This is a genomic window from Methylobacterium sp. CM6241, from assembly GCF_054817845.1.
This window is the reverse complement of sequence record NZ_CM139246.1, coordinates 593,918-608,224: the sequence shown is the minus strand read 5'-3', so window position 1 is coordinate 608,224 and position 14,307 is coordinate 593,918. Positions and strand designations below refer to the sequence as shown.

Below are 14,307 nucleotides of genomic sequence, written 5' to 3'. Positions count from 1 at the left end.
CATTCTCCATGCGGCTTGATGCGGCCGGGCTCGCCCGGCTGCCTCCCGCCGCGCCCGGCCTGCGGATCGGGCTCTATGGCGGGTCGTTCAACCCGGCCCATCTCGGCCACCGGCATGTGAGCCTGGTGGCGTTGAAGCGGCTCGCCCTCGACCGGGTGTGGTGGATGATTACGCCGGGCAATCCGCTGAAGGACCGCTCGGCGCTCGCCCCCCTCGATCGCCGGATCGCCATCGCCGAGGCCGTGGCAAACCATCCGCGCATCGCCATCACCGATTTCGAGACGCGGATCGGGGCCCGTTACACGCGCCAGAGCCTGGATTATCTCCGGGCCAGGCATCCAGGCGTCCGCTTCGTCTGGATCATGGGCGCCGACTCTCTCGCGGCATTTCACCGCTGGCGCGATTTTCGTGCTATCGCCGCCATGATGCCGATCGCGATCATCGATAGGCCCGGTTTCACCCTGACGGCGACGAGTGCCCGAGGGGCGCAGGCCATGGGCCGGTGGCGCATCGACGAATCGGATGCGGGCCTCCTCGCCGATCTCGAACCCCCGGCCTGGGTGTTTCTCCACGGCCCGCGCTCGACCTTGTCGTCCACCGCCCTGAGGGCGGGACGGTGACGAGCGCGTCGCGACTCTTGAAAACGGAGAGTGATCGTTCCACTCTCTCCAGACTATAGATTGTTCAGATACAATGACCGCCGTCACTTCGGGAATCGAGACACTGACCGATTCGCACCATTCTGGAACCACAGGTTCCGACCACGCCGCCGATCAGAGGATCGGTGATCTGAAGACGCTCGCGCTCGATTGTCTCGAAGACATGAAGGCCGAGGAGACCATCGAGATCGATCTCGCCGGTCGGACCTCGCTGGCCGACACGATGATCATCACCTCCGGCCGCTCGCAGCGCCATGTCAGCGCCATCGCCGACCGCATCCTGCAGGAAATGAAGAGCAAGGGCTTCGGTACGGCCCGGGTCGAAGGCATGCCCGCCTGCGACTGGGTTCTGATCGATACCGGCGACATCATCGTCCATATCTTCCGGCCGGAAGTCCGCGGCTTCTACAATCTCGAGAAGATGTGGGGCGCGGACCGTCCGACCACCGACCTGCTGGCCGGCTGAGCATCGGATCGATGGCGCGGGGCGCCTGACGCGTGCGTCTGCTCGTCACGGCGGTCGGCCGCCTCAAACCCGGACCGGAACGGGACCTCGCATCCCGCTATCGCGAACGTGCGGTCCAGCTCGGTCGCGGGTTAGGTCTCACCGCTTGCGACGTCGTCGAGATCCCCGAGAGCCGCGCCCGGCGTGCCGTCGACCGCAGCGTGGAGGAGGGGGCAGCGATCCTGTCCCATGCCCCGGCCTCCTCGAGCGTGCTGCTGGTCTATGACGAGCGCGGGCGCTCGGACTGGACCAGCGAACGCATCGCCGAGCGGATCGCGTCCTGGCGCGACGCGGCCACGGCGACGCTGGTCGTCGCCATCGGCGGCGCCGACGGGCTCGCGCCGGCGGTGCGCGCGCGCGCCGACCTCTCCCTCGCCTTCGGGGCGGCCACCCTGCCTCACGGCCTTGTGCGCGTGCTGGCGCTGGAGCAGGTGTACAGAACGCTGACGATCCTGGCAGGGCATCCCTATCATCGGGGCGACATCGACGCATGAGGGGCGGACACGCGCGGCGCGGGCCTGACGGCGGAGCGATCCGTATCGCTGCCTATGCGGCGATGGCGGTGCTGACGCTCGGTCCGGCCTACGCACAGGACGCTCCAAAGCAGCAGGACGCACCGAAACCGCAGGATGCTTCTGCCGACGCGATCCAGCGCGCCATCGACGAGAAAGCCCGCCGCGCCGAGAACCTGAAGCGGATCGAGGAGCAGCTCGCCGCCTCCACCGGTGCGCGGGCGAAGCTCGAAGCGGAGGTCGCCTCGGTCGCCGGAGACCGGGCCAAGCTGAATGCGGCCCTCCTCGACGCCGCCCGTCAGGCGCAGGCGACGGAGGGCAGGATGAGCCGGCTGGAGGAGCGCCTGAAGACGCTCACCGCCAGCGAAGCCGGCATCCGCCGCTCCCTCGAAGCCAGACGGGGCGTCATCGCCGAGATCCTCGCCGCCCTGCAGCGCATGGGACGGAGGCCGCCCCCGGCGGTCCTGGTCCAGCCGGAGGACGTGCTCGCCGTCATCCGCACCTCGATGCTGCTCGGCGCGGTGGTGCCCGAACTGCGTGGCGAGGCCGAGACCCTGGCCGCCGACCTGACCGAGATGGTGCGGCTGAAGGGGCTCATCGCCGCCGATCGCGAGGGTCTGCAGAACGACCTCGCCGGCTGGGCCAGGGAGCAGCAGCGGCTCAACGCCCTGATCACGGCGCGCCGCACCCGGCTCGCCGAAGTCGAGAGTGGTCTCGTCACCGAGCGCGCGCGCACGGCCGAGCTCGGTGTCCAGGCGAAAAGCCTGAAGGAACTCCTCGACCGGATGGAGAACGAGGTCGCCTCGGCCCGCCGGGCGGCGGAGGAGGCCCGCGCCGCCGAGACGAAGGAAGCGCGGGCGACCCAGGAGCGGTTCGCGGCGGCCGGCACGCGCGATCCCGCGCGGCTCGCCCCCAAGATCCGCTTCGTGGACACACGCGGCGACGTGCCGAGGCCGGTGAGCGGCACGACGCTGCGCAGCTTCAACCAGCCCGACGGCAATGGCGGAACGACCCGCGGCATATCGCTCGCGACCCGCCCGAAGGCGGTGGTTTCCTCTCCATCCGATGGGTGGGTGTCGTTCGCCGGGCAGTTCCGCTCGTATGGACGACTCTTGATCATCAATGCCGGCGATGGCTACTATCTGCTGCTGGCCGGTATGGATCAGATCAACGTCGAGGTCGGACAGTTCGTGCTTGCGGGGGAACCGGTGGCAGCTATGGGTGAGGGCGGCCAGGGCGCCACACCGGGCGACCGCGACAGACCGGTCTTGTACGTCGAGTTCAGGAAAGACGGCGGCTCCATCGATCCGGAGCCTTGGTGGGCGAAGAGCCCCAGCGAGAAGGTTCGCGGATAATGCGCAAGATTTCCCTAGTCCTGGCCGGCGCGTTCCTTGGCGTCGGTTCCTCACTCCTCGCCACCCAGACGCATCTGCTCTCCGGGACCAGCGCGGTGGCGGCTTCCGCCGAGACCTACCGCCAGCTCAGCCTGTTCGGTGACGTGTTCGAGAAGGTGCGGACCGACTATGTCGAGAAGCCCGACGAGGCCAAGCTGATCGAGGCGGCCGTCAACGGCATGCTCACCTCCCTGGACCCGCATTCGAGCTACATGGACTCGAAGAGCTTCCGTGACATGCAGGTGCAGACCAAGGGTGAGTTCGGCGGCCTCGGCATCGAGGTCACGATGGAGGACGGCCTGATCAAGGTGGTCAGCCCCATCGACGACACCCCCGCCTCCAAGGCCGGCATCCTCACCAACGACATCATCACGCAGATCGACGAGGACCAGGTCCAGGGTCTCACCCTGAACCAGGCCGTCGACAAGATGCGCGGCCCGGTGAACTCGCCGGTGAAGCTCAAGATCTCCCGCAAGGAATCCAAGGATCCGATCGACGTCGTGCTCAACCGCGACGTCATCAAGATCAAGCCGGTGCGCTCGCGCGCCGAGGGCGGCGATGTCGGCTACATCCGCCTGACGCAATTCACCGAGCAGACCTATGACGGCCTGCGCAACGCCATCGACAAGCTCTCCGGGGAAGTGGGCCAGGACAAGCTGAAGGGCTACGTCCTCGACCTGCGCAACAATCCGGGCGGCCTCCTCGACCAGGCCGTGTCGGTCTCCGACGCGTTCCTAGACCGGGGCGAGATCGTCTCCACCCGTGGCCGCAACCCAGACGAGACCCAGCGCTTCTCGGCCAAGTCCGGCGACCTCACCAAGGGCAAGCCCATCGTCGTCCTGGTGAATGGCGGCTCCGCCTCGGCCTCCGAGATCGTGGCCGGCGCCCTGCAGGATCACAAGCGCGCCACCGTGCTCGGCACGCGCTCCTTCGGCAAGGGCTCGGTCCAGTCGATCATTCCGCTCGGCGGCAGCGGCGCGCTGCGCCTCACAACGGCGCGCTACTACACGCCGTCGGGTCGCTCGATCCAGGCCAAGGGCATCGAGCCGGACCAGGAGGTCCTGCAGGAGATCCCGGACGAGCTGAAGGGCAAGGACGAGACCAAGGGCGAGGCCGGCCTGAAGGGGCACCTGAAGCAGAAGGATGTCGAGGAGCGCGGTGGTTCCTCGGCTTACGTCCCGCCGGATCCGGCCAAGGACAAGCAGCTGATCGCGGCCGTGGACTTCATCCGGGGTATCCAGAAGGGCGCGGCCAACACGCCGAAGGCCGCCGTTCCGAACTGAAGATCACGGCTCCATCCTGAAACGCCGCCGGCGTCGCGGGATTTAAAGAAACGTTAACCAGCGCGGCCCGCAATGTCGGTCAGACCGACTCGGCGGGCCGCTTCGTTTCTCACACGATAAGCCCGCCTCGGTCGTTCGCGAGCCCTCAGGGAAACGGCTGACCGTGGCCACCGACGACATCCTGACCCGTCCGCTGGGAACCAAGAGTGCTGCGGCGTCCCGCACGCTCGGCCAGCGGCTGCGCGGTCTCTCGATGCCCCGGATGAGCCCGCCGACCTTGGTCGCCCTCGCGGCGGCCGGCCTCGCCATCGGAATCACGATCCTCGCCGTGACCGGTGATCCCCAGGGCGGCGAGCCCGCCGCCTTCGCGGCGATCACCCTGCGCGAACCGGCGGCCCCTGCTCCCGTGGCGAAGGCCCCCGAGCCTCCGCCCGCGTCGTCAGCGCCGCGTTCGGCCGGCGAGGTCGAGACTGCCTCGGGCGTCCGTGTGGTGCGGCCGGCCGGTGCCGCCGCCACCGATGCGGTGATCATCCGCGTGCCCGACAGCGAGCCCGTGCGCCTGGCCGCCCCTGATCCTCGCCTGCTGGAGCGGGGCCGTCATGGCAGCGTGCCGAAGATCGGCGACGGCCGCCGCCGGCCCCTCGACGTCTATGCCCGCCCCGATCCCGATGCGGGCGCGCCGGGCGCGCGCATCGCCATTCTCGTCACGGGCCTCGGCGTCGGGCAGGCCGCGACGGCGGGCGCCATCACCAAGCTGCCGCCGGCGATCAGCCTCGCCTTCTCACCCTATGGCGGCGATCTCGAACGCAGCGTCGCCCGCGCCCGTGATTTCGGCCATGAGATCCTGGTCCAGGCGCCGATGGAGCCGTTCGATTATCCCGACAGCGATCCCGGCCCGCAGACCATGCTGACGAGTTCGCGACCGCCGGAAAATCTGGACCGGCTGTCCTGGGTCATGAGCCGGTTCGGGGGCTATGTCGGTCTCGTGAACTTCATGGGAGCCAAGCTCGAAGGCGATGCCGCCGCGTTCGAACCGGTGCTGCGCGAGATCGGCGCCAGGGGGCTCGGCTTCGTGGATGACGGCGCGTCGTCGCGCTCGCTGGCGACGTCTCTCGGCGGCAAGCTCAAGATCCCCGTCGCCCGCGCCGAGATCGTCCTCGATGCCTTGCCGCAGGCGGATGCGATCGACCGCGAACTCGCCCGGCTGGAGGCCCAGGCCAAGGCGACCGGGTTCGCGCTGGCCTCGGCGGGCGCCATGCCGATGACGATCGAGCGGATCGCCCGCTGGGCGAGTGACCTCGAAGCCCGCGGCGTTCGCCTCGTCCCCGTCAGCACCGCCCTGCGGGGAGCGCCACCCGCGCGGCTGTCGAGCGCGGGACCGTGAGAGGGGCGGCGGCTGAGTCCTTCGGCTGAGCTGATCGACCACGTGCGGTCCGGGCGTGAGCATCCCCTCGCCCCGCCTGCGGGGAGAGGGGAACCCGCTTATCCGTAGGGTTAGCGCTGCGCCAGGGTCTCGATGATGGCCGGCGGGGCGGGGGGCGGCATCTGTCCGGTGAGGGAGGCCGAGAGCATCGTCGGCAGGGTCTGATCGTAGCGCATGACGAGGGCGGCGAAGCGCGACGGCTCGGTCTCGTAGGCCGGCTTGAACCCGCGCACCCGCATGAGCGCGGGAACCGAAGCCGCCACCATCCAGCGCGACCAGACCGCCTCGGCGACGAGGACCGGGCGGCGCTGGGCCGGAATCACGATCACGTCCTGGCCGGCATAGGCGAGGGCCTCGGGCCGGCTGACATCGCCGAGCGAGACGCCCTTGGCGGAGAGGGCGGCCCAGAAGGGATGCTGTGCACCGTCCGAATAGGTGGTGCGCACGGCAGCGCTCCCATCCTCCACCAAGCTTGCGATGCGGGCCTCCTCCTGCACCCGGCGCGCCGTCACCAGCGATTCCAGGGCGGGGTCCTTATAGGGAAGGAAGGCGTAGCGGCCGGCGGTGACGGTGACGTTCGGCTCCTCGCCCGTCGCCTCGAACCGGTCCGAGCCTTCCTTGAGCTGGCGCCAGAAGGCGATGTTCGGGTCCGTCCGGTAGCGGGCCATGTTCGCCGCGCTCATCCGGAACGGGTAGGACTGGAACTGGAACGCCGCCTGTCCGCCGGCGAAGGCGTCGCGGGCGATGGCGTAGATCTCGCCGACCACCTGGTCGGTCATGGCGAAACACCCCATCGACGAGCAGACGCCGTGGACCATCACGGCCGAACCGGTGAAGCCGTGCGCGCGGTCATAGGCGTTGGGGTAGCCGACATCGAAGGAGAGGTAGTAGCTCGAATTCGGGTTCATCTGGCGCGGGGGCACCGAGTAGAACCCTTCCGGCGTCTGGCGGTCGCCGGTCTTGCGCTTGGGGCCGAGCTGGCCCGACCAGCGGCAGATCGGGAAGGTCTTGATATGGACGAAGCGCCCACTGGCGGCTTTCTTCCAGACCTCGATCTCGGATTCTTTCTTGTAGGCTCTGAACAGGACCGGCGCCGAGGCGCTGGTGCCCTTCTGGCTCATCAGCGCGAGGGTCGCCGCCGGGATCGGAGCCGTGGCCTTGGCCGATTGCGCCCGTGCGATGCCCGGCGCGGCGAGCCCCAGAGCCAGCAGGAGAAGCCAGGCGACGGCGCGGCGCTGTACGACTGGCGAGGGTAGAACGACCATGCCCGGCCCTGGAGAGGGATGCGCCGACCGACCGCCGACACCGTGCAACAGGGTGCACGAAGCCTTGCTTATCCCATCCCAATGGGGCGGCAATAGGGGAAGCGCCGCGGCCTTTCTTCTTTGGTCGACCGACGATCACCGACGCCGGCCGAAATGCGGAGGTTCGGCGGGTCGAGGGACGCTCTGTCGCGAAGATCACATCGGAGGGAGATATCGTCGGCCTTGCATTCGTGGGTTGTCACCCCATGCCGGCAATGGAGCATCGAGATGCTGCGACCCATCAATCCGCCCGGTCCCTCGATTCCCGGCATCTCGCAGGCAATGCTGGTTTCGGAGGGCCGATTGCTCATTCTCTCGGGCCATGTCCCCTTCGATGGCGCCGGCGAAGTGGTCAGCGGGGATCTGGCGACTCAGCTCGATCGGGTGTTCCGGAATATGCAGGCGACGCTCCATGCGGCGGGTGCCGATTTCAGCGCCGTCGCGCGTCTCACGATCTATGTCCGGGACTATGATCCAAGCCAGCTCCCAATCATCCGGGCGGTGCGCGATCGCTGGATCGACGCCGAATGCCCACCGGCCAGCGCATTGATCGGCGTTGCGGCGCTGGCATTCCCCGACATGTTGGTCGAGGTGGATGCGATGGCGTTCCTGCCCGCCTAGCCTCGCCGCCGTTGAGCGGCAGCGGCGTGGCGAAGCGGACCGGAGGGGACAGCGGCCGGCAATGTCGGACGGGCCACCGGCGACCAGGGGGGGCATGTCATGGCCCCGTCAGGCGGCCATCACCGTGTTGCGCTCCACATGCAGCACCGCGCCGAAGGGATCGTTCGCGTCGAGCGTATCGGTACTCGGCAGGCAGACGATGAGGCCGCGGCCGGCTCGCGCCGCGCGCAGGCTGGCGAGGCGCGTCCTGATCTCGGCGGCCTTGCCGTCGTCCAGCGCGATGGCGACGACCACGATGTCCGGTTTGCGCACGAGGCAGCGGGCGAGGTCGATGCCGATGCGCTCGCGCGAGCCGATGGCGTTCTCCCCGAGGCTCGCCCCGCCGCCGCCCATGCCCGGCTCCACGCGGCTGGCGAGGCCGAGCCGGTAGACGGTTGATTCGAGGCCCTGCTGCACGAGGACCCGGCGCACCAGGGCTCGCACGCGCGGCTCCGCCCCGGCCTCCTCGCCGTTGATGCGGCCGAAGAGGAGGTTCTCCTCCAGGCTGGCGGCCGGGTTCAGCCGATCGGGATCGTAGAATTCCACTGCCGAGCGCAGGTTCTGAGGCAGAAGCCGCGCGAAAGAGTGGCGTGCGGCGACGATCCGGTCCTCGAAGGCGGCGTCGATGAGGCCGAACCGGTGTCGCGTCTCGCTGTAGCGAAGCGCCAATCCGATCAGGCGCTTGCGGTCGCGCTGGCCCGCCGGGCCCCGGCGCCAGCCCTTCGCCTCCGGCTGACGGCTGACGAGATCTTCGAAGAACCCGCGCTCGGCCGCGGGAAACAGCGAGAACGCGTCGAAGAGCGGGTGGTCGTCCGGAAGGTCCGCGAAAATCTCGATGGTGCTGCGCGCCACCTGCAGCCCGATCTCGGTGAATGGCCGGGTCAGGTCCTCGGCCTCGAGCACGGCGCGCAGGTAGGGATGGGCCGCGATATGGCTGCCGGAGAAGGCCGGTCCCACGGCCTCGCCGAACAGGATGTTCTCGCCCACCGTCGCCTGATGGTTGTAGCGGGCGGGATCGAACGGCTCCACCAGCCGCGCCGCCTTGTCCTCAGCCAGGGCCTCGCGCACGGCGTGGCGGGCGGAGACGATGGAATCGGCGATGCCGGGCTCGGCGTTCGGGTCCACCGTTCCTTCGAGGCCGCGCGCATAGACGAAGGTGTCGAGCCCGGTCAGGTGCAGCACCTCGATGAGGTCCGCCTCGGACGGCTTTTCCTGCCGCGCGGCGCCGTAGAGGATGTTCTGTTCCAGCGTGCCTTCGATCAGGATCGCCTCGGCGCCGGCCAGCGCGATGTGGCTGGCGCGCTCGGCCGGGTCGAGGCTGCGCAGGTCGATCCCGTCATAGGTCACCGCGCCCGCGGTGGGTTCGAGCTGTCCGGCCAGCAGGGCGGCCAGTGCCCGCGCGCCGCTGCCGCGCTCGCCCACGATGGCGAGGTGGGAGGGCATCGCCACGGTGACGTCGACGCCGGCGAGGCGTTCGCCGCTGGCGGGATCGTAGACGCCGACGCCGGACGCGGCGAGTTTCCCTCCCTTCGGCAGAGCGGCGAAGGCGCCGGGCCTGTTGCCGCCGCGCCCTTCGAGGGACACGAGCGTCGCCGCCAGATCCCGGAAGACCGGCGCCACGGCCTCATGGATCGAGCGCAGGCGTAGCGTCACCGCCAGGGCCAGAACGGCGAGGGCGAAGCCGCCGCCGGCCGCCACCAGGGCACCGGGCTCCACCGGCATCGTCGTGCCGTCGTGCCCGCGCCAGAGCGCCACCGCCACGACGATGGCAGGCAGCAGGATGACGAGTGCCGTGGACGGCGCGCGCGCATAGGCGAGGCGCGATTCCGATGCCGCCAACGCGTCGCGGGTGCTGGCCCCCTTGGCGGCGAGGCGGCTGCGCTCGAAGGCCGCCGCGCCGTGAGCGCGTACCGCCGGCATCCGCCGGATGAGATCGGCGAGGGCCCGCCCCGCCGCCCCCCCGGCCCGTAGACGCAAAGCCGCGCGATCGTGCACACGCCGCTGGATCAGGACGCGGGCGAGCCCGGATGCCAGGAGGCCGACGGCCACGGTGGGCATCAGGCGCGGGGCGGCCAGCGCGGCGAGAATCAGGGCGAGGATCCCGCTGCCGATCGCCAGCGCCGGCACCAGGACCGCCAGTCCGAACAGGGTGTCGAGGCGGCCCAGCATGTCGGCCAGGATCTGCGCCAGGGCGCGCGCCTCGTCGCGGGCGCTCGGCGGCGCGCGCAGGATCGCCTCGGTGACCCGACCATGCAGGGCCGCCACCGTGCGCGCCTGCGCCTGGAAGCAGAGGCGCGCCACCGCCCAGCCGAGGCCGGCCGAGGCCAGGGCCGCCGCCGCCAGGCCGAGGAAGGCCGCGCGCACGAGATCGGCCGTGGGCAGGGCCCAGCCGGCAAAGGCGACGAACGGCTCCGCGTCGCCCGTCCGCCACGGCAGCGTCGCGGTGATTCGCAGGAACCGGCCCGCCGTTTCGGTATCGTGGACCTGGACGCCCACGAGGTCGCGCATGCACAGCAGCGCGAGAAACGCGAGTGGGCCCCCGAGACCGAGCGCGAGCCCGACCGCGGCGACATGCTCGCTCCGCGCGGTCCGCCAGGTGAAGGCGATCGGATCCCGGTCCATCGGCACTCTGTGCAAATCGCCCCGGGAAACCGAGGCTCGCTGAGCGGCTTAGAGGATCGGGCGCGGCGGCGAAAGCGCTGGCGCGCACCTCGGCGGGCGATGCCGCCATTCTCCCAGCGCCGTTCTTCAGCCTTCGTCCATCGCGCCGGGAACGGCCATCCGGCGCTACACGCGCGCCACGAATGCCCTGCCGTGTTCGCGCCAGGCGATTTTCGTCACGGCATCGTCTTACGGCCAAGCTAGCACCGCGCCGCCAACAGGCTGCTGCTTTTTTCCGTGCGAGGCTTCCGTGTCCACACCACTCAAGACCGCCCTGCTTGCCGCGACGTGCCTCCTGCCGGTCGGTGCGCAGGCGCAGCAGATTCCGACCTCGCCGGGCATCGGCTTCACGAACAGCACCTCGGTCGTCCCCGGGACGGTCATTCCGCGCGTCCTCGACAGCTACATCGGCCTGATGACGTCCAATCCCGCCGTCATGATCCAGAACTACCAGACGGTGGTCGGGATGACGCAGGCCCGGAATGCGGACCAGACCCTGGCGGCGATCCACGACGACCGCACCGTACAGGCCTACAGCATCCTGAACGGGCTCGGCCCCCTCACCTCCGCCTACCTCACCGGGGCCGGGGCCTCGTTCACCGGCACCCGGCCGACGAGCCTCACGCCGACCACCTATGCGACGACGACGCTGGCCGACTACGCGGCCAACCTCAGCACCGGCGCGAGCGCGAGCGGAGGCGCGACGAGCTTCGGCGACGGGACGGCGACACCCCTCGCGGCGGCGGTCAGCTTCATCGACAACACGGTCCGGGCCAATGCTTCGACGGAACCGTCGAAGCGGGTCTTCGGGCGCTACCAGGGCCCCAATCCGGCCATCGACCCCCTGGCGCCCCGCTTCAACGATTACAACGCCATCACGAACAAGGCGGGCCTGACCACCGCGGACACGGCGAACTTCGTCGTGCCCGGCTACCTCTCCAATTTCCCCGTTCCAGCGGTCTACGGAACGACCGAGCGCTGGGTGAAGGGCTTCACAGTCACCCAGGAGATGATCGATGCCAATGGCGGACGACCGCTGACGGCTCCCAATGTCGGCTCCTTCGGCTCCACCGGCGCCTTCAACCCGACGACGTTCGGGGTCGGCGAGTACGTTCCGGGAATCGGGACCTCGCCCCGTCCGTTCCGCGTCAGCACGGCGGTCGACGTGCCGACGCTGCTCAACCCCCGCACCAACACCACGAATGCCTACGCGGATGGTGGCTATCCGAGCGGCCACACCAATTCGGGCTATCTCCAGAGCCTCGGTGTCGGCTTCCTCGTCCCGCAGCGGATGCAGGAACTCCTGACCCGTGCCTCCGAGCTCGGTAACAACCGCATTCTGACCGGCATGCACTCGCCCCTCGACGTGATGGGCGGCCGCATGCAGTCGACGGCGATCGCCGCCACCAACATCTACGCCGCCCTCTACGACGCGGCCGGCAACCGGATCGACTGGACCAACCCGGCCAATGCCGGCGCCTACGCCGTGTATCAGGCCTACCAGCAGACCCAATCCTACCTGGCCGCGAGCTGCGGGGCGGGGACCGTGGCGGGGTGCCTCGCCGCAGGCGCGGCCTCCGGAGCGGCCGATTCCTTCGGCAACGCCGCGCAGAACAAGGCGGATTACACCGCCCGGATGACCTACGGCTTCCAGCCGACCGGACCCAGCACGCCCCTGACGGCCGCCGAGGTGCCGGTCCAGGCGCAGGTTCTGCTCCTCACCCGCTTCCCCTATCTCAGCGACGCCCAGCGGCGGGAGGTGCTGGCGACGACGGGCCTGTCCTCGGGCTACCCGCTGCTCGACGGCAACACCTATGACGGCTGGGGCCGCCTGAATCTCGTAGCGGCGGCGGACGGCTACGGCGCCTTCAACGGCGCCGTCACGGTGACGATGGACGCCGCCAAGGGCGGGTACGACGCCAGCGACACCTGGCGGAACGATATCGGCGGAACCGGCTCCCTGACGAAGGCCGGCACCGGCACGCTCACCCTCACCGGCACGAACACCTATTCGGGCGGCACCACCATCGCGGGCGGTACCCTCGTCGCCTCCGCCGCCAGCCTCGGCTCGGGTGCCATCACCGACAATGCCAGCCTGATCCTCGACCAGGCCACCGACGGAACGCTGGCGAATTCCATCGCCGGCACCGGCATCCTGACCAAGGCCGGATCCGGTACTCTCAACCTCACCGGCACCAGCACGTTCAGCGGCCTCACGGGCGTCGCGCAGGGGCGTCTGGACGTGAACGGCAGCCTCGCGCATTCCGTGGTGACGGTGGGCGCGGGCGCCGCCATCGGCGGCACCGGCACGGTGGGCGGGCTCGTGGCCCGGTCCGGCGCGGCGGTGGCGCCGGGCAATTCCATCGGCACCCTCAACGTGGCCGGCAATGCCAGCTTCGCGCCCGGTTCCACCTTGCAGGTCGAAGCCAATGCCGCCGGCCAGTCCGACCGCGTCGCGGCGACCGGCACCGCCACCCTCGACGGCGGCACCGTCCAGGTGCTGGCCGGTGCGGGCCGCTACGACCCGCGCACGAGCTACACCGTCCTGACCGCCGCCCGCGGCGTCACGGGGCAGTTCGCCGGCGTCACCTCCAACTTCGCCTTCCTCACCCCGACCCTCCGCTAAAGCGCGGGCGCGGTCGACCTGACGCTGACCCGCAACGACATCGCCTTCTCCACCATCGCCCAGACCCGCAATCAGGCCGGCGTCGCCGACGCCATCCAGGCGGGCGGCGCGGGCTCCGCCCTCTACGGGCGCACCGTCGGACTGACCACGCCCGAGGCGCGCGCCGCCTTCGGCGCGCTCACCGGCGACATCCACGCCAGTGCCGCGAGCGCCCAGTTCGAGACCGCCTTCTTCGTGCGCGAGGCCATCCTCGACCGCCTGCGCTGGGGCGCGGCGGAGGTCGCCGATTACGGCAGCCTGCCGGCCACTTACACGGCCGACCTGCCGGGTCGGTCCGCTCCGGTGGCGCCCGTGCCCGTGCGGGTTCTCGACCCGCGCGTGTTCGGGCTCTGGGGACAGGGTTTCGGCAGCTTCGGCCAGGCCCGGAGCGACGGCAACGCCGCCGGGCTCTCGCGCCAGACCTCCGGCTTCGTGCTCGGTGCGGATCTCCGTCTGGAGACCGGCTTCCGCCTCGGCGTGGCCGGTGGCTACACCGCGACCAGCCTCGACAGCGCAGGGCGCCTCTCATCGGGCACGATCGAAAGCGGCTTCGGCGGCGTCTATGGCGGCTTCGAGCGGGGGGCCTTCGCGCTACGCCTCGGTGCGGTCTATGCCGACCAGTCGAGCCGCATGAGCCGGGTCGTGAGCTTCGCCGGGTTCTCCGACAACGACACGGCCCGCTACGGCGGCTCGACCGTGCAGGGCTTCGGCGAGGTGGGCTACCGCTTCTTCCTGGGCGCTGCCCAGCCCGTCCTGGTCGCCAAGGGCGGGGCGGCTCCGGCCCCGGTCCAGCCGACCTATATCGAGCCCTTCCTGGGCGGGGCCTACGTGTCGATCGGGCGCGACCGCTTCACCGAAGCGGGTGGGCTCGCGGCGCTGACGAGCGCGGCGCAGACCACCGAGGTGGCGACCTCGACGTTGGGCCTGCGCGGCCAGACCAGCTTCGATCTCGGGTCCGGTGCGCCGGTCTCGCTGAACGGGTTGGTTGGCTATCGCCGGGCCTATGGCGACGTGGTGCCGAAAGCCCTCCTGAGCTTCGGCACGGGGCCGAGCTTCCTCATCACGGGCACGCCGATCGGCCGGGACGCCCTGGTGGCACAAGCCGGGCTCGACGTGCGGGTGGCGCGCGGCACCACGCTCGGTGTGTCCTATACGGGCCAGGTGGGCGAGCGGGCGCAGGACCATGCCGTGAAGGGCAACTTCACCTATCGGTTCTGAACCTTACGGCGGTCATTGCGCCG

Annotated in this window: 10 protein-coding genes and 1 pseudogene; 9 read left to right on the top strand and 2 right to left on the bottom strand. The window is 70.0% G+C overall.

The window, feature by feature from the left end; translation table 11 throughout:
* The first annotated feature begins 8 nt into the window (after nt 1-8).
* The 6 genes from ACYQR9_RS02880 (at nt 9) to ACYQR9_RS02855 (ending at nt 5,737) form a co-directional block, all read left to right on the top strand.
* On the top strand, nt 9-620 hold the full coding sequence (locus ACYQR9_RS02880) for a nicotinate-nucleotide adenylyltransferase (RefSeq protein ID WP_056422307.1): 612 nt from the start codon (nt 9-11) through the stop codon (nt 618-620).
* Nucleotides 621-693: 73 nt separating this feature from the next.
* Nucleotides 694-1,125: a ribosome silencing factor gene (gene rsfS, locus ACYQR9_RS02875; protein ID WP_311275799.1), complete on the top strand. Its 432-nt coding sequence runs from the start codon at nt 694-696 to the stop codon at nt 1,123-1,125.
* A 32-nt stretch (nt 1,126-1,157) separates the two neighbouring features.
* Entirely contained in the window at nt 1,158-1,658 is a 501-nt protein-coding gene (gene rlmH / locus ACYQR9_RS02870; protein ID WP_056422305.1) for a 23S rRNA (pseudouridine(1915)-N(3))-methyltransferase RlmH, read from the top strand.
* 62 nt (nt 1,659-1,720) lie between these two features.
* A complete protein-coding gene (locus tag ACYQR9_RS02865) occupies nt 1,721-3,031 on the top strand; it encodes a murein hydrolase activator EnvC family protein (protein WP_461229722.1) in 1,311 nt (436 codons plus the stop codon).
* A complete protein-coding gene (locus tag ACYQR9_RS02860; RefSeq protein WP_056422300.1) occupies nt 3,031-4,353 on the top strand; it encodes a S41 family peptidase in 1,323 nt (440 codons plus the stop codon). Before ACYQR9_RS02865 ends, ACYQR9_RS02860 begins: the two co-directional genes overlap by 1 nt.
* A 157-nt stretch (nt 4,354-4,510) precedes the next feature.
* Nucleotides 4,511-5,737 (top strand): divergent polysaccharide deacetylase family protein, encoded by a 1,227-nt coding sequence (locus tag ACYQR9_RS02855; RefSeq protein WP_461229721.1) that lies wholly within the window; start codon nt 4,511-4,513, stop codon nt 5,735-5,737.
* 110 nt (nt 5,738-5,847) lie between these two features.
* Here ACYQR9_RS02855 and ACYQR9_RS02850 read toward each other — a convergent pair whose 3' ends face one another.
* Complete coding sequence (locus ACYQR9_RS02850) at nt 5,848-7,041, bottom strand: L,D-transpeptidase family protein (RefSeq protein WP_461228622.1); 1,194 nt, start codon at nt 7,039-7,041, stop codon at nt 5,848-5,850.
* 267 nt (nt 7,042-7,308) lie between these two features.
* Here ACYQR9_RS02850 and ACYQR9_RS02845 point away from each other — a divergent pair, with 267 nt between their 5' ends.
* Nucleotides 7,309-7,701 (top strand): RidA family protein, encoded by a 393-nt coding sequence (locus tag ACYQR9_RS02845; RefSeq protein WP_461228621.1) that lies wholly within the window; start codon nt 7,309-7,311, stop codon nt 7,699-7,701.
* A gap of 108 nt (nt 7,702-7,809) precedes the next feature.
* On the opposite strand, the gene ACYQR9_RS02840 is transcribed toward ACYQR9_RS02845, so the two are convergent.
* Complete coding sequence (locus ACYQR9_RS02840; RefSeq protein ID WP_461228620.1) at nt 7,810-10,362, bottom strand: ATP-binding cassette domain-containing protein; 2,553 nt, start codon at nt 10,360-10,362, stop codon at nt 7,810-7,812.
* 289 nt (nt 10,363-10,651) lie between these two features.
* Between ACYQR9_RS02840 and ACYQR9_RS02835 the strand changes: the two genes are divergently transcribed.
* Nucleotides 10,652-13,027 carry an autotransporter-associated beta strand repeat-containing protein gene (locus ACYQR9_RS02835; RefSeq protein ID WP_461228619.1) on the top strand — a complete coding sequence of 792 codons (2,376 nt, stop codon included), beginning with the start codon at nt 10,652-10,654 and terminating at the stop codon, nt 13,025-13,027.
* 15 nt (nt 13,028-13,042) lie between these two features.
* Nucleotides 13,043-14,284 (top strand): annotated as a pseudogene (locus tag ACYQR9_RS02830) (autotransporter outer membrane beta-barrel domain-containing protein); the annotation flags it as partial.
* Nucleotides 14,285-14,307 lie beyond the last annotated feature (23 nt).